Below are 22318 nucleotides of genomic sequence, written 5' to 3'. Positions count from 1 at the left end.
CTCAGGCACCTCCCGCGTCGGTGAATCCGTGGTGCGCGATCTCCAGCGTCTCGGTCGCCACACCGGGGCTGGCCGGGTCCAGGCTCGGCCCCTGCCAGCGCACGGGCAGCACCTCGACCAGCCCCCACTGCGCGACGATCGAACCGTCCGCGCGCAGGGCGGCGATCTGGGCGGTGGGCCTGCGGATGCCGGTGGCGATGGAGGAGATCCAGGCGGCCACGCGGGAGGTGTCGGCGGTGAGGGGCCGGGTGAGACGGATCGTGGAGTGCGTCACGCGGGTGGGCAACTGCCAGACGAATCCGTTGTTGCCGCCCTCCTGCCGCTGCTCCACCTCCACCTCGGAGGCCAGCCCGTCACAGCCGTTGAACAGGCCGAGGTCCTGGCCGTCGATGGACAGCTTGAAGAAGACGGTGGATCCGGGGTCCAGAGGCGCGGGCATGGAGTGGGCTTTCTCGGGTGGGTGGGTGAGTGGGTCGGTGGGTCGGTGGGTGTGTGGGTGAGTGCGTGCATGGGATGGGCCGGCGGTTGCTCTGGGGCGGCGTCCGGCCGGTTCGATCAGCGGCCGTTGTCCCGCAGTCGGCCGATGCGTTCGCGGTCACTGCGCAACTCCGCCCGCAGCAGCCGCGACAGCGGCGCGACGAGGCGCCGGGCGAGCTCGTCGAGCTCGGCGGGGGTGGATCGTGGGGAGGGAGGTGCGGGGGCTGAGGAGGAGGGTGTGGAAGGGGGTGAGGAGGGGGCGGACGTGCGGGTCGGAGTGGGGCGGGTCGATGGGGTGGGGGTTGAAGGGGCAGGCGTTGAGGGGGGCGGAGGGGTGGGGCGGGCCGGGCGAGCGGTGCGCTGGGTGGGTACGACGGCCGGGACCGAGGGGCTCGCCGGGGCGTGCGCCGAGAGGGCTGTGGGGGTGCCTGCGGGGGCACTTGTCGAGGTGCTTGTAGAGGTGCTTGTCGGCGTTCCGCCGATGCGTTGCACGGGCCGGGAGGTGGGGGACGGGACGACCTGCCGCCTCACCGGGGGGAGGAGGGAGGGTACGGAAGCGTGCCCGGCCGGAGGTACGACCGGCGACGCCGCGGGCATGGCGGTGCGCCGCTGCGCGCCCGGGGCCGGGGTCGGGGTCGGAGCCATGGCCGGGGCCAGGGCCGGGGCGGGCGAGGCAGCCGAGGTCCGCTGGACCAATCGCCGCTGCGTCAGCGGCTGCGGCGCCGGTCCCCCGGCCCGAACGGGCGCGCTCGTGTTCCGCGCGCGCAACGGCACGACGGGCGTGGGCTGAGGCCCAGGCCCCGGCCCCGGCCCAGGCCCAGGCCCAGGAACCGACCTCGGCCCGGGCTCCGGCCTCGGTGCCGCGCCGTACCCCGCATACCCGGCCCCTTCGTGGGCAGACCCCCGGACGGCAAGTGCCCGAGCCGTCGCGAGAGGGGCACGCCGTACGCCCGTCGGCGGGCCCGAGGCGGCAGGCGCGGGGCCGCTTCCGGTCGCCGCCTCACGCGTCGGTACGGAGGTACGCGGCGCCTCGGCGCCGGTCGGCGCCTGCTGCGCCGGCGTGTCCGTCGTCATGTATGCCGGACGTGCTGCCGGTGGTGATGCGGCACCTGCGGTGGTGCGTTGGACGGCGGTCCGGCCGGGGGCCTCCGGCGGTCGTGCGGTGGACCGCGGAGAGTCCTGGTCGAGCGCGAGCGGAGGCTGGGCGCCGGTGAGCGGCCTGCCGGATCGGAGCGGTTCACCGGCCGGGGGCGCGGGAGCGCGACGGGGCTCATGCGGACGGGGGGTGGCTGCCTGAGCCGGGTCCGGGTGTCCTCGGTGGCGGGACGGCCGGTTGAGGGCGGGCGCGACCCGCTGGACGGCAGTGTTGCCCGCGGGTGCGGGTGCGGGTGCGGGTGCGGGCACGGTCGGCGCAGGGGCTCCGCTCGGGGGCGCGGGAACAGGAGCGGGCATGGGCGCGGGAACGGGAACGGGAGCGGGCATGGGCGTGGGCGTGGGCACAGGCATGGCCGACGGCTGCTCGGGGCCGGCGTTGGCTCCAGAGGGACCGGGCGGAAGGGCGCCGTCGCGCCGCGGTGGAACCGGCGGCGCGCTCGCGCGTTGAACGGGCGTCGGCACCGCCGCGCCTCCCAACGGCTCAGCGGGAACGAACGGCGCCCCGATCAACGGACGTCGCCGACCGGCGGGCGCCGTCGGCGCGGCGCTCCCTTCGGCACTGCGCGCCGGGTCCGAGGACGAGGCCCCATCGGCCCCGGCCGTCCGCCGCGTCACCTGATGGTCCTGCTGCGGCGTGACGTGCAACGGACCACTGCCGGAGTCGCTCGGCCCGGTGGCTGCGGGGGTGGTGGCGTTCTGCTGGGGCGTTGCCCCCGTCCGTACCCCTGCCCGCGAAGCGGTGGCCTCCGATGCGCCGGAGCTGCCGGAGGAGGCAAGCGGGGCCCCAAGTCCCCTGGTCGGTCGTCGGGTTGGCGTCGATCGCTGCACCGGGTGGTCCGCTTGCGGGCGGTCCGTACGGGACGCGTGCACGCTCGGCGTGACGGCGGGGGCGGACGGGGGGAGGGACCTGGACGACGTGGGCGTGGAGGGTGCCTTCGGCGTAGATGTCGACGCAGGCGCGGGCGAGGACGTGGGCGCGGACGTTGACATCGAGGTGGACGTCGGCGAGGACATGGACGTGGACGAAGACCCACCGCGCGGCGTGCTCGGCGAGGCGGCTTCGGGAGCCGGGCCGCGCCCGGGATCGCTCGCGCGGGGGGCGGCCCCGAGCGCATCTCCCGGTGCGGATGGGGGGGCAGCTGCGCGGGCGGCCGTGGGCGCACCCTTCCTCGCGGCGGGAGTCGCGGGTGCAACTGAGGCCTCTGAGGCGGCTGACGCACCCTGTGCTCCCGGCGAACTGGACGGGGGCGCCGAGGCGGCCCGAGGAGGCGTCTCCACGGGCGTCTGCGGTGTGGGCGTGCTCGCCTCCGCTGCCGGCTCCGGGGCGGGCCGCCGTACCCGGCGCACGGCCACCCGTCGCTGCACTGCCCGCATGGGGGTATCGGGCCGTACAGGGACGGGGGCCGGCGTCGCCGCCGCGCTCAGGGGAGTCGCGGCGGGTGTCCCGGGGCCCGGCGGGGGAATCGGGCCCGGGACGGCTGTGGGCCGAGCATCGGCCGGGGCCGTGGGAGGCGTGACGCCCGGCGCCGCGGAGTCCGGCGCCGCGGAGCCCGGCCTCGGAAGGCCCGGCGTGGACAAGTCGGGCGTGGGCAGACTCGGCGCGGGCAAACCCGGCGTCCGGGCAGCATCGGCCGTCGCGCCCGGAGCCGCGCCCGCCCGAGTGCTGTCCGCCTGCACCCGGCCGACCGGCGTCAGCCGACGCGGCGGTACGGCAGCCACCCGTGGCGCCGACATCAGCGCGGGGCGTCGCGACTCCCGCGGGACGGACGCCGGCGCGGACGCCACCCGCTGCACGGCCGTCGACCGGGCCGGGGCCGGTCCTACCGCCCCCTCACCGCCCCCGCCGACCCCGCCGACCCCGCCGAACCCGCCGACCCCGCCCGCCTCGCCACGCTCGCCGCCCGCCGCCTCGTCGCTCCCCCGCCCCGCGACCGGCAGTCGCAGCGCCGGCAGGTCGAGGCGGGCCGGGCCGCCCGCCCCGGTTACCGGAAGGGGGGTGAGGACACCGCGCAGCATCCCGCCGGGCGCCGAGGCACGTACGTCATGCCCCAGCTCCCCGCCGAACGAAGGGTCGCGGTGTGCGCTCAGCGACGCGGCGAAGCCGACCTCCGAGACGGTGCGGGGCGCCCCCAGGATCCTCTGGACGGGGGGCACGGCCGACCAGCCGCCGCCCCCACCACTCCCCTCGCTCCCGGCACGGGCGTCCACCGCTGCCCCACCCTCAGGCCCCTGCGCACTCCGCCCACCCCGCGCACTCCGAGGCCCCCGCCGCCACTTGAACAAGCCCATCCCCCGTCACTGCTTCCCTTCGGCCCGTTCCACCAGGGCCGCACTCTGCGACACGTACGCCCGCCGGTCGCCGTGTTCGAGGTCGAGAATCTCGTCCAACCCCCAGTGGAAGTGGTAGGCCAGATAGGCGACTTCCTCCTCGATGCGACCGGCCGCGTACGTCACGATTCCCCCAGGCGGCTCCCGGCCAGCTCCACCTCGAAGGACTCCTCGCAGTGCGGGCAGGCCACGGCGGCGCGGGTGTGCCCCTCGGCGTTGATCTGCCGGTAGAAGTCCTGCAGAAAGGCCAGGTCGGAGGCGAACATGTTCTCCACCGTGCCGTCGTGCACGGACCCGAGCGTGCCGAGCCGGGTGATGACCCGGCCGAGCAGCACGACCGACAGATAGGCCGGGTTCTCGCGTACGCGCACATCCCGCAGCGGAATCAGTTCGTCCCGTGCCGTCGCCAAACGCATGGCGCCATTGCGGTGGACGGTCCCGGACTCGTCCACGAATCCGCGCGGCAGCTCGAATTCGAATTCCGTACGCAAAGGCTCGCGTTGCTGTTGCGCCCCCGCCGGGCCGTCGCGCCGCATTACTCGATGACCAGCTCTTCGAAGACGATGGTGACCTGCTCGGTCAGGGCGGCCGCGTCGCCCGCCTTGACCCCGCTGGTCTCCACCTTGCTGCACCAGGCGTTGCGCATGTTGTAGCGCTTCACCGGGTTGTTCTGGTAGTCCATCATCATGATGGTGGCGTTCTTACGCGCCGAACCCATATCGCCCGCGATGGACTTGTTGATCCACTCGCTGAACGCGCCGCTCTGCGTCATGCCACGGGTCACCGTGCACTCGCCGGCCTTCTTCGTGCCGGGCATCTTCTTCACGACGGGCTTTCCGTCCGCCGAGACCTGCTGGTACTCGATGACGTCCTGCTCCATGGTCAGACCACTGACCTCCTGCAGATATTCGACCATCACGCCGTCGATCTGCAGGCCGAAATTGTGTGAGGTGAGAGCATCACCGGGCTGAAGGGACAAGGTGGTTCACTCCTGTGGTGGGAAGAAAAATGGTGACCGGCGAGAAAAATGCGGAAAAGTGAAGGGCCCGGCTACGGCTGCTACTCCTCCAGCTCCCCGCCGCCGCCCGAGAACTGCGCCAGCCGGAAGACGACGAACTCGGCGGGCTTGACCGGTGCGATGCCGATCTCGCAGACGACCCGTCCCAGGTCGACGGACTCGACGGGGTTGGTCTCCGCGTCGCATTTCACATAGAACGCATCCTCGGGCCGCTGCCCGAACAGCGCTCCCGAGCGCCACTCATTGACCAGGAACGCCGAGATATTGCGCCGGATCCGGGCCCACAGCGCCTCATCGTTCGGCTCGAACACCACCCACTGGGTGCCGATGAGAATCGACTCCTCCAGGTAGTTGAAGTAGCGCCGGACGTTCAGGTAGCGCCACGCCGGATCGGAGGCCAGGGTCCGCGCGCCCCACACCCGGATTCCGCGTCCGGGGAAGGCGCGGATGCAGTTCACACCGACCGGGTTGAGCAGGTCCTGCTCGCCGCGGGTGATCTGCAGTTCCAGATCCACCGCCCCACGGACGATTTCATTGGCCGGGGCCTTGTGGACGCCCCGCTCGGAGTCGTTACGGGCCCATACGCCCGCCATGTGGCCGGACGGCGGCACGATGCGCGACTGGCCGGAGGACGGGTCGAAGACCTTGATCCAGGGGTAGTAGAGCGCGGCGTACCGGGAGTCGTAACCGGCGACCTCCTGGCGCCACTTGCGGATGTCACGGGCGTTCAGCGAGGGCGGCGGGTCGAGCACGGCCATCCGGTCGCCCATCAGCTCGCAGTGCGCGACCAGCCCGAGCTGGACGGCCTTGACGTGCTCCAGGTCGATCAGGCCCTGCTGGTAGGCGGCCATCAGGTCCGGTACGGCGACCATGTTGACCTCGTCGAGCGCCTCCAGGCCGCCGAACCCGGTGCGATCGGCGGAGTCGCCGATGAACTGGCGGGGGTCCAGCCGCTCGACGGCGCCGTGCGCGGCGGGGGCGGCGGGTGCCGGGGCGGGCGGGGCCAGCGTGACGACCTGTGCGTCCGGCTTCGCCAGCTGTCCGGCCGCGACGGTCTCTTCGACGACGATCGCCTTGGACCGCTGCTTCACCTGCGCGACGACATAGTTCCGCGCGCTCTTCTTCGCGCTGACGTCAAAGCTCTCGACGACCTTGTCGCCGTCCTTGACCACCAGCTTGAACCGGTCGGCGGCGCCCTCGCCCTCGGCGTCCTGCACCTCGACGGTGAGCGCGCCGCCGTTGGCGGAACCGGCCGCGATCGCCGCGACCTTGAAGGTGCCCAGCGCCACCGGCTCCCCGGTGGTCAGCTCCTTGGGCCTGGCTTCCGTGGCCGGGGAAGGCTGCGAGCCGTCCGCGGCGCCGCCCACGCGCACGACGTATGCCGCCGTCCCGCCGTTGTTGAAGAACCCGTACACGGAATGCGCCAGGTAGTACCCGTCCGTGAACTCCCCGAAGGCCGCCACGTACTGGGACCAGTTCGTCACCAGCGTCGGCTCGTTGAGCGGGCCGGTGGGTGCCAGGCCGACAAAGGCCGCGACGGAGGTGCCGACGCCTTCGATGGGGCGTGAACCGCTGGCGACCTCCTCGACATAAACGCCGGGGGACAGATAAGTGGGCATGTACGTGTTCTCCTCGTGTGTGTGGGCGATGGCGACCGCTCGCGGCAACCCGGGCCGAATCCGGGGGATTTCCTGCCGGTCGGATTCGGCACCGGCGGGGCTTTGCGCCGGTGAGGGATTCGCCGGTCAGGTTCGGTGCCGGTCTTGGAGGCGGTTGGTCTGCTCGACGGACACCTCGTCGCGCACGCCCTGGAGCAGGCTTGTGAGGTATCTGAGATCCGACAGCAGGTCTTCGAGGCCGCGCTGGGCCTGAATGTCACGGAACTCCACCCGCCGGGATGCGGGGTCGTCATCCGCCATGTGTTCCGGATTGACCGCTTGGTAGTGCAGGCGGTCGTTCGGCCGGGCCTTGACCTTGGCGCGCAGCCGGTCGGAGGCACTGGCGTGCAGCGGGAAGGCGCGCACGAGGTCCTGCATTCCGGGATCGACGGCCGGAAGGCCCTCCAGGCCGGCGTAGTCGGTGACGATCCGTCCGAAGTTCGCCCTGACATGGGTCAGCTCCTGGGCGAGCACATGGCGGCCGGCCGCCGAGGAGCCGTCGTACCGTCCGCGCTGAAAGACGATGTGCGAACCGGACGTATATGCACGGGCGTTGACCGCTTCGGCGGAGTCATGGGCCGCGGCGTCCGTATGGACGCGTACGTCGGAGAAGTCGGCGCCCAGGCGGGACTCCATGTCGGCCCGCACGGAGCCGTCGAGCGGGCGGCCGGGCGTGCGCAGAACATCTTGGACGGGGGAGCGCTGCACGACGGGGGGTTCGGTGTGCCCGCGGCCCGCGCCGTGCCGGTGCCGCTCCTGGGCGGTCAGGGTGGCCGAGAACGCCGTGTTGCCCGCGGTCCGTTGAAGGGCGGCGGCCGCCTCCGGGGGGAAGTGCCCCGTCTCCCCGGTCACCGCGGCCCGGCGGGCCGTTTCGGGGGCGGGCGAGGTCGTCGTCCGCGCGGCGGGCGCCGCCGCAGCGCGGTCGCGTCCGGACCCCCGTTGCCGGTCCTGTGCCCGCATGACGTTCCCCCCATCCCCTTCACTCCTGCCGACCGCTCCTGGTCAGCGCCGATCACCGTCGGTCGGTACGGCCGTTGCGGCTCCCTCGACCTTCGCGGACGGGCGGGCCGGGCTGTAGAGACGAACGGGCGCCGCCGGGGGCAGAGAGCGCTGCCCCTTCGGTCATTCGTGCGATGCCGCCCGCGCCGCGTGGTCGAGGTTCTGGGCTCGGGTGGCGCTGTCGAAGGACTGGTCGCTCCCGGCCCGGCATGGCCCGCGGTCCGTTGGAGGGTGCGGAGCGTGTGCGGTCGCCGGTCGGCGAGGGCCGGTGCCGGGGTACGGGTGTGCTCGGGTCCGCGGGCCGGGGCGCGTGACGCCGGTTCCTCGCCCGTGGCCCGCCGTTCGTGTGCGTGCACGCCGGCTCCGTTCTGCCGGACGTCGGCCCGTCGGTCCCTTCGTCTCTGCTGGGCTCTCTGCCGATTTTCGGCCGGAGCGGGGCCGCGTCCAGAGGCGGACGGGGAGCCGAAGGGGCAGAGCGGTTGCCCCGCCGAACACCGGTGGCATCGGTGAGGCGCCGGTGAGCGGCCTGGACGGCCAGGGAAAAGCGGGAGCGCGGAGGCGGCTCCAGGGTGCGGGTATGACGTTGTGGCCCTCTCGCGCGCCGGCCGGCGGAAGCGTGAACCGGCCGAGGCGGCCGGGCCGTTGAGCCGGCACCCCGGGGCAGGCTCGAGCCGGGGCCTGCACCACCGGCCGGGCCGTGAAAGTCCGGCCGCTCCCCCGGGGCCGTCGGTACACCCGGGTCTGCCCTCGCGCTGCCCTTGCGGACACTGACCCGCGCCCGCCGGACAGGTTGACTGCCCGGGTGAGCATGTGGACTTCACTGGAACCGGCCGCGACCACCGTCGACCCAGGCGCCGTCGCGAGCGTACGGCTGCGCCTCCGCAACACCGGCGACACCGTCGAGGAGTACCGGCTGCGGCCGGTCGGCGACGCCGCGGGATGGACGCGGGTGGAGCCGGACGTACTGCGGCTGTATCCCGGGGCCGAGGGCACCGCGCAGATCATTTTCGCGCCCCCGCGGACACCGGACGCCGTGGCCGGCCCGACGCCCTTCGGCATCCGCGTCGAGCCCGCCGAGCATCCCGACATCCGCGATGTCGTCGAGGGACAGGTCACGGTCGGGCCGTTCAGCGAACTCCGCTGCGAGCTGGTGCCGTTGGCCGTACGCGGCCGATGGCGCGCCAAAGCGGCGGTCGCCGTCGACAACCTCGGCAACCAGCCGCTGACGGTCTCCCTCTCCGGCCGGGAGAACGGTGACGCCCTCACCGTCGAGGCCGAGCCGGGCTCGGTCCAGGTCGCCCCGGGGCGCGCCGCCTTCGCCCAGCTCACCATCCGTCCCGGTGCGGTCAGTTGGGTGGGCGGCACCAACAAGCACCCCTTCACCGTCTCCGCGCTGCGCGCCGGGGTGCCGGAGCCGACCGAGCTGCGGGGCACCTACCTCCAGCCGTCCGTGCTGCCGCGCTGGGCGATGGCGGTGTGCTCGCTGCTGGTCGTGGCGGCGCTGGCTTTCGTGGCGCTGTGGTTCAAGGCCCAGCCGTCGATGGCCAGCAGCGCGAAGGACAAGCCCGGCCCGACCCGCCCGATCGAGACCCCCAAGAAACCGGCGCCGCCGGCGCCGTCCGAGCAGCCGTCCGAGCCCGCGGAACCCTCGAAGGAGCCGGAGAAGGAACAGCCCACCGGCGACGAGGGCCCGAAGGCGCAGACCATCCGGGACGCCGCCAACGGCGGCTGGTACCTCCAGGTCAACCAGGGTGGTCAGACGGACGGCACACAGGTCGGCCAGAACCCCCAGTGGACGGGGGACCAGTTCGGCCGCAACCAGTGGTGGATCATCCATCACTTCCCCGAGAACAACTCGGTCGCCCTGGAGGCGGCCAGCGCCCCGGGCAGCGTCGTCGACGTGAAGATCGGCACCAACGAGGTCCAGATCGAGGCCGTTCCCGAGGAGAACCTGAAATCGGGCAAACTGCCCCCGCACCAGAAGTGGCGGCTGGTGGACGCGGGCAACGGCCGCACCCGCATCGTCAACACGGCCAGCAACGAGTGCCTCACCGATATGCAGAACGACAAGGGCGCGGTCACCTGGGCGTGCTCCGACGGGCCCAACGACGCGCAGGACTGGAAGATCTCCGACGGGCCGTGAGCGCCCGGCGGGATGGACGGTTCGGGAAGGTCGGTTCGGGGGGAGGACCGACCGGAGCCGCCGGGGCCGGACGGCGGATCGCCCGTCCGGCCCCGTGGCACCGACGCCGGGCGGCGCCGGCCCGGTGGCACCGCATCCCCGGTGCTTCGGTCCCACGAGCCGGTGCCTCAGTCCCACAAGGGCGACGCGTCCGGCACCAGCCGTCCCATCTTGCGGTACTCGCGCCGCGCTCCGGCCCGTACGTCCTCGGCCGACACCGGCTCGCCACGGCCCGCGGCGAGATATCCGGCGGTCACCGCGGCCGACCGGATCGCCCCGCCGGACAGCTCGAACTCCTTGGCGCAGACGTCCAGTGCGAGGTCCTCCGCACAGGGCGTGGCCGTCAGACAGGAACGCCACAGCGCGATCCGCTGCTCGGCGTCCGGGAACGGGAAGTCGACCACCAGATCCAGCCGCCGGGTGAAGGCCTCGTCGATGTTGGCCCACAGGTTGGTGGTGAGAACGGCGATCCCGTCGAACGCCTCCAGCCGCTGCAGCAGATACGCGCTCTCCAGGTTCGCGTAGCGGTCGTGCGAGCTCTTGACCTCCGAGCGCTTGCCGAAGACGGCGTCGGCCTCGTCGAAGAGCAGCACGGCGTCCGTGCGGTCCGCCTCGGAGAAGATCCGCTCCAGGTTCTTCTCCGTCTCCCCCACGTATTTGTCCACCACCGCGGACAGCTCCACCACATAGAGATCCAGGCCGAGTTCACCGGCCACGACCTCGGCGGAGAGCGTCTTTCCGGTGCCGGACTCCCCGGCGAACAGGGCGACCACGCCCCTGCCGCGCCCGCCGCCGGTACGCAGCCGCCACTCGCCGAGCACCTTCTCCCGGTGCCGGGCACGCTGCACCAGCTCGTGCAGCAGGGCCAGGGGTTCCGCCGGCAGGACCAGCCCGTCGAAGCCGACGGCGGGCCGGACGCGCCGGGCGTGCCGGTCCAGCAGCGGGGCGGACTGCTGGCGCGCGCTGCGCTGGACATGGGCGGCGGTCAGCGGCGTCCCGTCGAAGGCGGCGAGGGCGGTGGCGGCGCGGGCCGCCCGGCGGATCTGCCCGGCGGCCAGCCGGTACGGCGCCACGGCCGCGCCGAGATCGAAGCCGTCGTCCAGGGGGCCGAGTGCGGCACGCCATACCCCGGCGGCCGCCGCCCCGGCGTCCGGCGCGTCCAGCGCGAGCAGCCCCGCGTCGGGGGCCCAGCCGGGGTCGTACGGCTCGTCCCCGAAGAACACCACCGGCACCTCCCGGCCCGCCAGCGCCCGTACCAGCCCTTCGGGCCGCTCCGGCAGCGGCCCCACGACGATCGCCGCCCGCCGCAGCCGCGCCTCACGCAACAGCGCGCCCGCCGGACCCGCGCCGTCGCCCTGGCGGCCGTCCGGCCGGTACCGCAGCACGGGCAGGCCGGTGCCCCGCAGCGCATCGGCCACCGGCCCGGCCGCGGCACCGGGCCGACGCTCCCGCAGATGTGCGGCGATCGGCCGCTCACCCGCGAGAGCGGCCAGCCGCCCGAAGAACGCCCGCTCGTCGCCGTCCGTGGCCTCCTCGGCCCCCTCCCCGGGCGGCAGCAACTCCACTGCCCCACCCCACAGTTCGGGATCGAGACCGTCGTCGCCCAGCAGATGAGCCACCACCCGCTCCGGCACCCGCAGCGCGCGGCCGGGCAGCGGCCGGTCCTCGTCCTCGACGACGAGCAGCCCGCCGGACAGCAGCGGCGCGGCGGGATGGAAACGGGCGCGGGCCGCGGGCTCGTACGGGCCGGTGCCCGCGAGATCCAGCGCCAGGGCGACGGTGGCGCGGCGGCGCCCGACATCGTCGTTGAGGTAGCCGTAGAGCGGCTCGAAGCTCCGGTCCACATCAGGCGCGAGCGCGGCCAGGAGGATCCGCAGGTCCATGGCGGACAGCCCGAACCGCGGGGCGAGCGCACCGCATCGATCCGCTGTGCCGCCCTGCGCCTCCCCCGCCCACGCCTCGGCCTCCGGCGCCTCCCCCGTACCGGCCGCCGGAGGCCGCGCGGCCAGCCGTCGGGCCGTCTCCGGGGTCACATACAGCCCGCGCAGCGGGTCCGAGGCCGTGGGATCGTCGGCGCTGCGCAGCTCGACGAGTCCGGCCACCCGCTCACGCAGCCCCGCCAGCCGTCCGAGCAGCGCACCGCTCGCGTCCTCGTCCACCGCCGTACCGCCACTCACCGTCGTGCCGCTCACCGCTCCTCCTCACGAGGGTCCGTCCCGGACGGCGAGGCATCCGGAGCGGGCCGGCGCATGCGGAGCCGGGAGTCGTCCGGCGAGCCGCCGACGCCCCGGACGACCACCGCCGCGCCCTCCGTGACCGGCGGCGCCACCTCGTACGAGGGCGTGACCGGGAAGGGCACCATGATCACCACATCCAGGGACGGTTTGAGTTCGCCGCCGAGCGCGGACCAGATGTCGGCGATCGAGCGCGACTCGGCGGGTGGCACCGCGACCGTGAGCGGGATGCTCGCCTCCAGCGCCCGGAGCGCGTCCGTCAGCGCGGCCGGCGGCAGGGTCTCGCGCGCGAGCAGCGCGCCCAGCGCGGCCGACAGCAGCCGGTGTTCGTCCTGCGGGCGGCTGGTCCAGGCCGTGACCAGGTAGGACAGCCGGAACCAGCGCGGCGGCTGATGTCTGCGCACCACCCTTCCGGTCGCGTCCCGCTCCGCTATCGCCCCGCGCTCGCGGCGGGCCACGTTCTCGCGTATGTCGTAGAGATAGGCGTTGAGCGTGGGGGTGTTGCGCCGCGCCGCCCAGTCGCGGTTCGGCGCCTCGAACGCGACGTCGCCCGCGCCCTCCGGCAGCGCGCCGCCGCGCAGCACACGCCGCAATGCCTCGTCGACCTCATGAATCATGACCGCTCCTCCGCCCGGGGACGCGGGTACCCGGCGCCCGCTTTCCCACCCGCCTGATTTCCTGCTGTCTTTCCTGCTGCCGCAGTTGCTTCGGCATCTGCTTCGGGGCTCATCAGATGTATCCCTCCCGCAGTGCGTAGGCGACGGCGTGCGCGCGATTGTGCAGATGCAGCCGCGTCATCAGGGCGTGCAGAACGTTCTTGACGGTGCGTTCGGAGTAGGCGAGCTTCTCGGATATCTGTCTGGTGTCCAACCCCTCGGCGATGAGCCGCAGCACATCGACCTCGCGCGGCGCCATGCCGATCGTCGGCGCCAGCGCGACCGAGGCGGAGGACATCGCGGACCGCCGGAGCTGCCCCACCTGCGTGAGCAGCCTGCTGATCAGGTCCGGCGGCAGATGGCCCTCACCGCGCGCCGCGCTCTGCACCGCGCGCAACAGCCGCTGCGGGGTGGCCTGATGGCGCCAGAGAATGGCATGTACGCCGTACTCCACGACGGTCATCAGCTCGGGCTCACGCAGATCCCGGGCGATCAGCACCACCCGCTGGTCGCCCCCGCGCACCAGGCGCCGCAGGTCGGCCGCGGCCAGCTCGTCGAACCGGTCGACGAGTGCGACGGCCACCGTCCCGGCCGTCCCCCCGCCCGCTCTCCCGCTTCCTCCCTCATCCCGCTCCCCGGCCGTCGCGCCGCCCCGGTCCTGGACGATCTCGACGGAGGGCTCGTGTTGTAAATGGCTGACGACTCCGGCCCGGCTGAGCGGGTCGGAGGCGTGCACGGTCACCGTGACGCGTTTTTCGAGCACGTGCGTTCCTTGTCTCGCCCCCGTTTACGGACCGCCGCAGAGTGCACGAAGCCGATCAACAAACGCTTATCGGACGATCAACGGACGTCCGGGAGCATCACCGCGCACCCGGGAACGCCGCCCCATCGCGCCCCGCCCCGGGCCGGCCGGGGCGGGGAGAGAGGCGGGGGCCGGTTCCTCGGGACCCGGTCCTCTAGGCCGCGGGCGGCTCGGGTGTCAGGACCACGAACTCCGCGCCCGCCGGGTCGGTGCACACGGCCAGCCGGCCGACTCCCTCGGCGGTTTCCGGGCCCATGGAGACGGCGCCGCCGTTGCTCGTCACCAGGGCGACGGTGGCATCGCAGTCCGCGGAGCCGAACACCGGGTGCCAGTAGGGCCTTCCGCCGCCCTTGAAGACGTCCGCCGGGAGGCCCATGACGCCGCCGTGCATGCGTTCCTCGCCGCAGCCCTTGGGGGCGATCAACGTGTAGGTGCCGCCGCCACCGGGGAGCGCCATGTCCTGGGTGGTCCAGCCGAATATCTCGCGGTAAAAGGCCTGCGCGGCGGGCGAGTCGGTGGTGTAGAGCTCGATCCAGCCGAGGCTGCCCGGCGCGTCCGTCAGCTCGAGGCCCGGGTACCTGCCGGGCTGCCAGACGGCGAAGTACGCACCCTGGGGATCGGTGAGCTGGGCGAAGCGGCCTTCGGTGTCGCCGACCTCGGCCGGTGGCGTGCGGACCGCGCCGCCGGCCTGCTCGACGGACGCGACCATGGCGTCCGCGTCCGGGGTGTTGAAGTAGATGGTCCATGCGGAGCGGGCACCCTCCTCGGCGAGGGGACCGACCGCGCCGACGACCTTGCCGTCGAGACGGAAGAGGGTGTACCCGTCCGAGTCCTCGTCGTAGGGCGCGGCCTGCCAGTCGAAGACGGCGCCGTAGAAGGCCGCCGCGGCATCGGCGTCGGGGGCGCCCAGATCGAGCCAGCACGGGGAGCCGGGGACGAAGTCTGTGGTGATCATGGCGGGCCATCCCTTCGCAATTCCCATTCCGCGGTGTGCCGTCCGCGGAGCTCGTGCCGCGGCGTTCCAGGCTCTGTTGCCACCTGATGTCCAGCCTGACATCCGCCACTGACACTCGCCCGTCGGCGCTTCACCTGGTGCGGTAGAGCTCCTTGGCGATGAGGGAGCGCTGGACCTCGGTGGCACCCTCGTAGATGCGCGGGGCGCGGACCTCGCGGTAGAGGTGCTCGAGAAGATGGCCGCGGCGCAGGGCGCGGGCGCCGTGGATCTGGACGGCGGTGTCGACGACGTACTGGGCGGTCTCGGTCGCCAGGAGTTTGGCCATGGCCGCGCGGCGGGCGATGTCGGGGGACGCGGCGTCGTACGCCGAGGCCGCCGCGTACACGAGCAGGCGCGCGGACTCGACGCGGGTGGCCATCTCGGCGAGCTGGTGGCCGACGGACTGCAGCTCCCGCAGCGGGCCGCCGAACGCCGTCCGCGTGCCCGCGTGCGTCAGCGCCGCGTCCAGCGCGGCCTGGGCCATGCCGACCGCGAAGGCGCCCACGCTCGGCCGGAAGAGGTTCAGGGTGGCCATCGCGACGCCGAACCCGCCGCCGACCGTGCCCAGCACATCGGCCCTGGTCACCGGCACGCCGTCGAAGACCAGCGTGCCGATGGGGTGCGGGCTGAGCATGTCCAGGGGTTCGCCGGTCAGGCCCGGCCGGCCGGCGGGGACGAGGAAGGCGGTGACGCCGCGGGCGCCCGCGGCGCCGCCGGTGCGGGCGAAGACGGTGGCGAAGTCGGCCTCGGGGGCGTTGGAGATCCAGCACTTCTCGCCGGTCAGCCGCCAGCCGTCGGGGCCGTCCGGTTCGGCGGCCAGGGACAGCGCGGCGGCGTCCGAGCCCGCGCCCGGCTCGCTCAGCGCGAAGGCCGCGACCGCCCGACCGGCGGTCACCTCGGGCAGCCACCGGGCGCGCTGGGCCTCGGTCCCGGACTGCACGACGGGGTAGGCGCCCAGCCCCTGGAGCGCCAGCGCCGTCTCGGCCTCCGTGCACTCCTGGGCGAGGGACTCCCGCAGCAGGCACAGGTCCAGGGCGCGCAGGGTGCCGTCGGCGGGAAACAGGCGCCGGAGCAGGCCGAGTTCACCGAGGGCGGCGACCAACGGGCGGTTGACCCGGCCCGCTTCGCCCTGCCTCGCGAGCGGGCGCAGCCGTTCGGCCGTCATCGCCCGCAGTTCGGCGCACCATTGCTGTTCGTCCGGTCCCAGCGCGAATGCGGTCACGCGGCGGCTCCCTGGTAGCGGTGGCGGTCCGACGGCGGCCCGGCGACGGCGATACGGCGGCCGCTCGGCGTTCGGCACCGCGTATCGCGATCTGTTGACTGCCGTCACCAACACGTTACGCTGACAGGCGATCCGTACGGCAGTCCCTGAGCACCGCTCGCGCCTCTCCCGAGTACCGCCCGCACGCGTCCCGCGTACCGCCCGAGCACTCCCGAGCACACCCTCAGCCGTCCGTGACCGGCCTCCGCCCGGTTCCCGCACCAGTCTCCACAGTCCCCCATCCCTCCCCAGGCCGCTCGTCGGCCGCCACGTCGCCAGGGGGCGCATCCGCCATGGAGCTACGGTCCTCGGCCCACGCCGACACCTTCGCGCGCGACCGGCTGCCGCCCCCCGGGCAGTGGCCGCACCTCGTCGACCTGGGCTATCCCGACCGGCTGAACTGCGGCGCCGAGCTGCTGGACGCCACCGTCGAGCGGCTGGGCCCCGACCGGCCCGCGGTGCGCGATGCCGGCGGGGTGGTGTGGACCTACGGTGAGTTGCAGGAGCAGGTCGACGCGATCGCCCATGTCCTGACCGGGCGGCTGGGCGTAGTGCCCGGCAACCGGGTGCTGCTGCGCGGGCCGACCACGCCGTGGCTGGCCGCCTGCTGGCTGGCGGTCATGAAGGCGGGCGCGGTGGCGGTGACCGTACTGGCCGCGCAGCGTCCGGACGAGCTCGCCACGATCTGCCGGCTGGCCCAGGTGCGGTATGCGCTGTGCGATATCCGCGCGGTGGACGACCTGGTCAGGGCCGAGGTCCCGGAGCTGGCGATCACGGTGTACGGCGGGGACGGCACCGATGACCTGTGCCGGCTCGCCAAGCCCGGTTCGGGACCGTACGAGGCCGTCGCGACCGCCGCCGACGATGTCGCGCTGATCGCCTTCACCTCGGGGACCACCGGCCGCCCCAAGGGCTGTCTGCACTTCCACCGGGATGTGCTGGCGATCGCCGACACCTTTTCGGCGCAGGTGCTGCGGCCGGGCCCGGAGGACATCTTCGCCGGCAGCCCGCCGCTCGGCTTCACCTTCGGCCTGGGCGGCCTGGTCGTCTTCCCGCTGCGGGCCGGCGCCTCGGCGTTCCTGGCCGACTGGGGCGGGCCGGAGCGGCTGCTCGCCGACATCGCCGGGCACCGGATCTCGGTGCTGTTCACCGCGCCCACCGCCTACCGGGCGATGCTGCCCAAGCTCTCCGGACACGACGTCTCGTCGCTGCGCCGGTGTGTGGCGGCCGGCGAGAATCTGCCCGCCGCGACCTGGCAGTCCTGGTACGAGGCGACGGGCCTGCGGATCATCAACGGCATCGGGGCCACGGAGCTGCTGCACATCTTCATCTCCGCCGCCGATGATGCGATCCGGCCCGGTGCCACGGGGCTGCCGGTGCCGGGCTTCGAGGCGCGGGTGGTGGGCGCGGACGGCACGCCGGTGCCGGACGGCGAGCCGGGGCTGCTGGCGGTCCGCGGCCCGACGGGCTGCCGCTATCTTGCCGACGCCCGGCAGACCGAGTACGTGCACGACGGCTGGAACCTCACCGGGGACACCTACATCCGGGACCCGGACGGCTACTTCCACTATGTCGCCCGCGCCGACGACATGATCATCTCGGCCGGGTACAACATCGCGGGGCCGGAGGTGGAGGAGGCGCTGCTGCGGCACCCGGACGTGACGGAGGCGGCGGTGGTCGGCCGGCCCGACGGGGAGCGCGGGGCGGTGGTCGTCGCGCATGTGGTGCTGCGGGCCGGCGTCCCCCAGGACGCGGACACCGTCGCGGCGCTGCGCGCCTTCACCAAGTCCCGTATAGCGCCGTACAAATGCCCGCGCGAGATCGTCTTCCACGGCGCGCTGCCGCGCACCCCCACGGGCAAGCTCCAGCGCTTTCGGCTGCGCGGACCCGATCTAGAGTGATCCGGTGAGCGACCAGCAAGCGCAGCGCACCCCACGGTCCTTGATCGTCACGTTCTACGGCGCCTACGGGCGCGGCGGCCCCGGTGACTCCGGCGGCATCGCCGGACCGGTGCCGGTCGCCGCGCTGATCCGGCTGCTGGGGGTGCTCGGCGTGGATCCGCCGTCGGTGCGCTCCGCCGTCTCCCGGCTCAAGCGCCGCGGCCTGCTCGTCGCGGACCGTACGCCCTCCGGGGCGGCGGCGTACGGCCTGTCGGCCGCCGCCCACCAGTTGCTGGAGGACGGCGACCGGCGGATCTACGGGCGGCCCGTGGCGCGGCTGTCCGACGGCTGGGTGCTGGCCGTGTTCTCGGTGCCCGAGGAGGAGCGGCACAAGCGTCATCTGCTGCGTTCCCGGCTGGCGCGGCTCGGCTTCGGCACCGCGGCGCCCGGTGTGTGGATCGCGCCCGCGCACCTCCATGACGAGACCCGGCACACTCTGGAGCGGCTCCGACTCGCCTCGTACGTCGACCTGTTCACGGGCGCGCACGCGGGCTTCGAGCCGACCGCGCGGGCCGTGGCCCGGTGGTGGGACCTGGAGGCCATCGCCGCGCAGCACCGCGCCTTCCTCGACGTTCACGAGCCGGTGCTACAGCGGTGGTCGCGGCGGCGCGCCGTGGCTCCGGAGGCGGCGTACCGCGACTATCTGCTGGCGCTGGACTCCTGGCGCCGGCTGCCGTACGCGGATCCCGGGCTGCCCGCTCCCCTCCTGCCCGAGGGCTGGCCGGGCGGGCGCGCGGCCGAGGTGTTCGGCCGGCTGCACACCAAGCTCCGGTCGGCGGGTGCCCGTTACGCGCGGGAGGCGACGACCTGAGGCGACGGGTTCCCGGGCGTCTCAGCGGCGCCGCGGCGGTCCCGCCATCGCGGCGGCCGAGCGTGGCCGGGCGGCGGCGATCACCGACACGACGTCCTTGAAGGAGCTGCACATCCGGGTGCCGGCGACGCCGGCCAGTTCGCCGAACTTCCCGACGCCGTAGGTCACCGCGACCGGCTCCATGCGCGCGGTGACCGCCATCCGCATGTCCCCGACGGTGTCCCCCACGTACGCGCTCTCCCAGGCCGCGACCCCCAGCCGGCCGGCCGCCCGCAGCACCATCTCCGGGTGCGGCTTGCCGCGCCGGACCATGTCCTGACCGATGACCGGCCCGACCAGGTCACGGATGCCCATGACGTCGAGCAGCGCCTCGGCGCTGCGGGTGGTCTTGGACGTGGCGACGGCCAGCTCGACGCCGTGGGCGCGCAGCGCGGACAGCCCTGCCGTGACCCCGGGGAAGAGCAGCTGCGGGCCCTGGCACAGGACTTCGTAGGAGAACAGCTCGCGGTAGCGGTTGATGGCGGCCTGTACCCGGCCGTCGTCCTCGGGCTTGCCGAGCAGCCGGCCGAAGGCGGGGCCGGGGGGCTTGCCGATGGCGGTGGCCGCCTGCCGTGCAGTGACCGAACAGCCCTGTTCCGCGGCCACCTTGACCAGCAGCTTGCTAATCGCGGGAAGGGTATTGGCGAGCGTGCCGTCGAGGTCGAAGACGGCGGCCCTGATCGTCTCTCCGCCGGCGGTGCTCCGCATCCCTCTGGCGGGACGTTCGCGGAGTTCCGTTGATACACGCATGGCTGAGACCTTTCCGGGTTCCGGTGGTTGCAGTGGCTCGGTGACGTGCTGGCTCGGTCGTTCGGGCGGCCTGCGGTCGACGATGAAGGGGGCTGACGCGATCTCGCCATGACGCACCGCTGTCCCAGGGCGGTACATGACAGTCGAGGCGGCTCAACGGAAGCGAATCGCCCGTTTATCGCCTCAGGAGATTTAAAAACCGTCCGCGCTGTTTGTCAATGTGCCCCTGTCACTGCTTATGGGTCGACAGCGTCACACCCGAAGCCCCAGACTGTCAGGCGTACGGAGGGCGCCGGACGGCCCCGGTCCGGGCCGACGAGCCGGCGTCACCTTCACGCCTCGGCAGGCACTTCCAGCCAATTCCGTAGAAACGATAGAACCGCATGGTCGGTTTTTTTGTAGACTACATCGAGCTTGCAGCCGTACTAGAGACGGGACGGACACCGTGCCCACGCAGCATCGCGCCATCCAGAGCCGCCAGGCGCTCATCCGCTCGGCCGCAGAGACTTTTCTGGAGAAAGGAGTGCCCGCCGCGGGCATGGTCGAAGTCAGCCGGCGCGCCCGCCTGAGCAAGGGCGCGCTCTACTTCCACTTCTCGTCCAAGGACGATCTGACCCTCGCGGTCCACGACAGCGCGCTCGCCGCGCTGCAAGAGGTCGAGAGCGCCCTGGCCCGCTCCCCACAGCCGCTCATCCCCGCCGCACGGGACTTCGCCGTCGAGCTGTTCGGGCGGGTGCAGTCCGACCCCGTGCTGCGGGCCGGGCTGCGGCTGCGGCCGGACACCGTCCCGGGGCTCGGGATCCACGCCCTGGAGCACCGGTGGTACACGCTCTTCCTCGACAAGGCGCTGGCCAACGGAGCGTACGGGGCGGCCTACCGGGGCGACGCCGGGGACGTCGCCGCGAATGCCGACGGCGAACCGCAGCGCACGGCCCGGCTGCTGACGACGGTGGTGGCGGGCCTGCTGCATCTGGGCACGGAGGACCACGCATGGTGGAACAGGGAGGCCATCATCGGAATGTGGAGCCGGCTGTCGGCCGCGCCGGGCGGCGGCGAGGCGGCCCGTGACCATGTCCCGGCGGCCGCCCCGGCCCCGCAAGGGGCCCCCGAGGCGACACCACGCTCAGGCGTCACGACCCGCCCCGGTCTCACAGTTCAACCAGCACGGATCCGGTGTGATGCCCCTGGGTGAGCTCGCACAGGGCGCGCGGCGCCTGCTCGATGCCCCGTAGCAGGGAGTGCGGGAAGACCAGCGAGCCGTCCCGCAGGCCCCGGCCGAATTCCCGGGTCCACTCCTGGGCGAGGTCCGGGTGGGCGTACAGCCCGAAGCCGCGCACCGTCACCCGGCGCGTGATGAGCAGCGCCGCGTCCAGTTCGACCGGGGCGGCGACGGAGCCGTTCCCGGACAGCTGGGTGGAGAGCGCGCCGACCAGCGCAAAGCGGGCGTCGGGGCGGGCCACCGCGAGCGCCGCGGTCAGCTGCTCGCCGGCCACGGTGTCCACCAGTACGTCGATACCGTCGGGAGCCGCCCGGCGCAGTTGCGGTTCGATCGGCCCGGCGCCGCGCACGACGGTGTCGTCGTAGCCGAGTTCGGCGCGCAGCCGGACCGCCTTGCGCTCGGAGCTGGTGCTGCCGACGACCCGGCCGGCCCCCAGCCGCCGCGCGATCTGGCCGGCCAGGCTGCCGACGCCGCCCGCCGCGCCGGTGACGAACACCGTGTCCCCCGGCCGGACCTCGGCGGCCCGGTTCAGCGCGCCCCAGGCGGTGGCGCCCTGCGACAGATGCGCGGCGGGGGTGGGCAGCGCGTCCGGGTCGATGCGCTCTACCACGGACTCCTCTGCGACCGCGAACTCTCGCCATCCGTATGGGTGATGAACCAGCTCACCGGGGGTGAAGCCGCCGCTGGGCGCCGCCACGATCTCGCCGACCGCGGAGCCCCACAGCGCCTGGCCGGGAACGAACGCGCGCATCGGCAGCTCGGCGCCGGTCATCCGGGTCCGCATCGCCGCCGTCACCGCCATCAGACGGGTGCGCACCAGGACCTGTCCGGCCGCCGGCCGGGGCACCGGCACCTCGGCGAGGGTGAAATGACGTTGCGTCAGCTCCCCGTCGACATGCGCGGCGAGCCGCACCTCCCGATGCATGGCGGGTACGGCGGTCCGGGACATCGATCACTCCTCGCACTTGTGGGGGATCGGCATCAGATCACTCCGCCGGACGGCGTCGCGGTCCGATACCGCATGGTTGGCTTCCTTATCATGCGGAATGAGCCTGGGCGACCCGGGGCGAGGGATCCTGCTCAGACACCACAACTCCAAGAGAGCATACGGAGGATGATCAGTGGCCATGCAGGAACGCGCGGTGCGCACCCGGCGCGCTGTCCTCGAAGCGGCGGCCCACGTCATCGGCGCACATGGGTACCAGGCGGCCACCATGGCCGAGATCATCCAGCGGGCCGGGGTCACCAAAGGGGCCCTCTACTTCCACTTCACCTCCAAGGACGCGCTGGCCCGCGCGGTCGTCACGGAGCAGAGCCGGCCCTTTCTCCCGCAGGTGAGCGAGTCCCGGCTGCAGGACGCCATCGACTTCACCCACCAGGTGGCGCTGGCGCTGCGCAGCGATGCGTTGTTGCAGGCCGGGACGCGGATCGCGGTCGAGACGACCTTCAGCGAGGACCCGCTGATGCCCTACCGGGCCTGGACGGACATCATCGCGACGATGTTCACCGAGGCGCGCCGCAACGGGGAGCTGCTGCACAGCGTGGTGCCGGACCGGGCGGCGGAGTTCTTCGTCGCCGCCTATATGGGTGTCCAGCTGTTCTCACGGGCCGCGACCGACCGCGCCGATCTGCCGGAACGCGTCACGGCCCTGTGGAAGCACACCCTGCCGGGGCTCGCCTCACCGGGCGCGATCAGCCACCTGGACCCGCACGGGCGCAGCGTGACGGTCGTCGTCCGGTCGCCCGGCGGTGCCCCGCTGCGCAACCCCGAGGCCGTCCGTTGAGGCGTCGACGC

At 73.3% G+C, this 22318-nt stretch carries 18 protein-coding genes; 5 read left to right on the top strand and 13 right to left on the bottom strand.

The annotated features are described in order from the left end of the window. Position 1: 1 nt before the first annotated feature. The 6 genes from ACIGWZ_RS35695 to ACIGWZ_RS35670 form a co-directional block, all read right to left on the bottom strand. A complete protein-coding gene (locus ACIGWZ_RS35695; protein ID WP_400071526.1) occupies positions 2-439 on the bottom strand; it encodes a phage tail protein in 438 nt (145 codons plus the stop codon). Positions 440-3927: 3488 nt separating this feature from the next. Beyond that, a complete protein-coding gene (locus tag ACIGWZ_RS35690) occupies positions 3928-4086 on the bottom strand; it encodes a DUF6760 family protein (protein ID WP_400071523.1) in 159 nt (52 codons plus the stop codon). Continuing rightward, positions 4083-4496: a hypothetical protein gene (locus tag ACIGWZ_RS35685; RefSeq protein ID WP_238575829.1), complete on the bottom strand. Its 414-nt coding sequence runs from the start codon at positions 4494-4496 to the stop codon at positions 4083-4085. The genes ACIGWZ_RS35690 and ACIGWZ_RS35685 overlap by 4 nt, the downstream gene beginning before the upstream one ends. Further along, positions 4496-4939 (bottom strand): phage tail protein, encoded by a 444-nt coding sequence (locus tag ACIGWZ_RS35680; protein ID WP_018087540.1) that lies wholly within the window; start codon positions 4937-4939, stop codon positions 4496-4498. Before ACIGWZ_RS35680 ends, ACIGWZ_RS35685 begins: the two co-directional genes overlap by 1 nt. Before the next feature lie 80 nt (positions 4940-5019). Then, positions 5020-6597, bottom strand: coding sequence for a phage tail sheath subtilisin-like domain-containing protein (locus ACIGWZ_RS35675; protein WP_400071520.1), 1578 nt, complete (start codon positions 6595-6597; stop codon positions 5020-5022). A gap of 126 nt (positions 6598-6723) precedes the next feature. After that, positions 6724-7596, bottom strand: a complete 873-nt coding sequence (locus tag ACIGWZ_RS35670) for a DUF4157 domain-containing protein (RefSeq protein WP_400071518.1) — start codon at positions 7594-7596, stop codon at positions 6724-6726. Between the two features lie 847 nt (positions 7597-8443). Here ACIGWZ_RS35670 and ACIGWZ_RS35665 point away from each other — a divergent pair. After that, on the top strand, positions 8444-9778 hold the full coding sequence (locus ACIGWZ_RS35665) for an RICIN domain-containing protein (protein WP_400071721.1): 1335 nt from the start codon (positions 8444-8446) through the stop codon (positions 9776-9778). A 167-nt stretch (positions 9779-9945) separates the two neighbouring features. On the opposite strand, the gene ACIGWZ_RS35660 is transcribed toward ACIGWZ_RS35665, so the two are convergent. From ACIGWZ_RS35660 to ACIGWZ_RS35640, 5 genes are all read right to left on the bottom strand, one after another. Next, on the bottom strand, positions 9946-12009 hold the full coding sequence (locus ACIGWZ_RS35660; protein WP_400071516.1) for an ATP-binding protein: 2064 nt from the start codon (positions 12007-12009) through the stop codon (positions 9946-9948). Continuing rightward, positions 12006-12668: a DUF4255 domain-containing protein gene (locus ACIGWZ_RS35655; RefSeq protein ID WP_400071514.1), complete on the bottom strand. Its 663-nt coding sequence runs from the start codon at positions 12666-12668 to the stop codon at positions 12006-12008. The genes ACIGWZ_RS35660 and ACIGWZ_RS35655 overlap by 4 nt, the downstream gene beginning before the upstream one ends. A gap of 112 nt (positions 12669-12780) precedes the next feature. Next, positions 12781-13470, bottom strand: a complete 690-nt coding sequence (locus tag ACIGWZ_RS35650; protein ID WP_400071512.1) for a LuxR C-terminal-related transcriptional regulator — start codon at positions 13468-13470, stop codon at positions 12781-12783. Positions 13471-13663: 193 nt separating this feature from the next. Next, on the bottom strand, positions 13664-14464 hold the full coding sequence (locus ACIGWZ_RS35645) for a VOC family protein (protein WP_400071510.1): 801 nt from the start codon (positions 14462-14464) through the stop codon (positions 13664-13666). Between the two features lie 130 nt (positions 14465-14594). Next, complete coding sequence (locus tag ACIGWZ_RS35640) at positions 14595-15725, bottom strand: acyl-CoA dehydrogenase family protein (RefSeq protein ID WP_400071508.1); 1131 nt, start codon at positions 15723-15725, stop codon at positions 14595-14597. Between the two features lie 332 nt (positions 15726-16057). Between ACIGWZ_RS35640 and ACIGWZ_RS35635 the strand changes: the two genes are divergently transcribed. Together ACIGWZ_RS35635 and ACIGWZ_RS35630 are read left to right on the top strand one after the other, a co-directional pair. Continuing rightward, on the top strand, positions 16058-17665 hold the full coding sequence (locus ACIGWZ_RS35635; protein ID WP_400071506.1) for an AMP-binding protein: 1608 nt from the start codon (positions 16058-16060) through the stop codon (positions 17663-17665). A gap of 4 nt (positions 17666-17669) precedes the next feature. Beyond that, positions 17670-18515 carry a PaaX family transcriptional regulator C-terminal domain-containing protein gene (locus ACIGWZ_RS35630; RefSeq protein ID WP_400071504.1) on the top strand — a complete coding sequence of 282 codons (846 nt, stop codon included), beginning with the start codon at positions 17670-17672 and terminating at the stop codon, positions 18513-18515. 21 nt (positions 18516-18536) lie between these two features. On the opposite strand, the gene ACIGWZ_RS35625 is transcribed toward ACIGWZ_RS35630, so the two are convergent. Then, a complete protein-coding gene (locus ACIGWZ_RS35625; RefSeq protein WP_400071502.1) occupies positions 18537-19304 on the bottom strand; it encodes an HAD family hydrolase in 768 nt (255 codons plus the stop codon). Between the two features lie 445 nt (positions 19305-19749). Between ACIGWZ_RS35625 and ACIGWZ_RS35620 the strand changes: the two genes are divergently transcribed. After that, the gene (locus ACIGWZ_RS35620; protein ID WP_400071500.1) at positions 19750-20496 is read left to right on the top strand and encodes a TetR family transcriptional regulator; all 747 of its coding nucleotides are present in this window, start codon (positions 19750-19752) and stop codon (positions 20494-20496) included. On the opposite strand, the gene ACIGWZ_RS35615 is transcribed toward ACIGWZ_RS35620, so the two are convergent. After that, positions 20453-21472, bottom strand: coding sequence for an MDR family NADP-dependent oxidoreductase (locus tag ACIGWZ_RS35615; RefSeq protein ID WP_400071499.1), 1020 nt, complete (start codon positions 21470-21472; stop codon positions 20453-20455). The genes ACIGWZ_RS35620 and ACIGWZ_RS35615 overlap by 44 nt on opposite strands. Positions 21473-21650: 178 nt before the next feature. Between ACIGWZ_RS35615 and ACIGWZ_RS35610 the strand changes: the two genes are divergently transcribed. Next, positions 21651-22307, top strand: coding sequence for a ScbR family autoregulator-binding transcription factor (locus ACIGWZ_RS35610; protein WP_400071719.1), 657 nt, complete (start codon positions 21651-21653; stop codon positions 22305-22307). The last annotated feature ends 11 nt before the right edge of the window (positions 22308-22318 follow it).

The sequence above is a fragment of the Streptomyces sp. NPDC053427 genome (assembly GCF_044544985.1).
Classification (GTDB): domain Bacteria; phylum Actinomycetota; class Actinomycetes; order Streptomycetales; family Streptomycetaceae; genus Streptomyces.
Note: the sequence above shows the minus strand (reverse complement) of the source record. Positions and strands in the feature narration are given on the sequence as shown.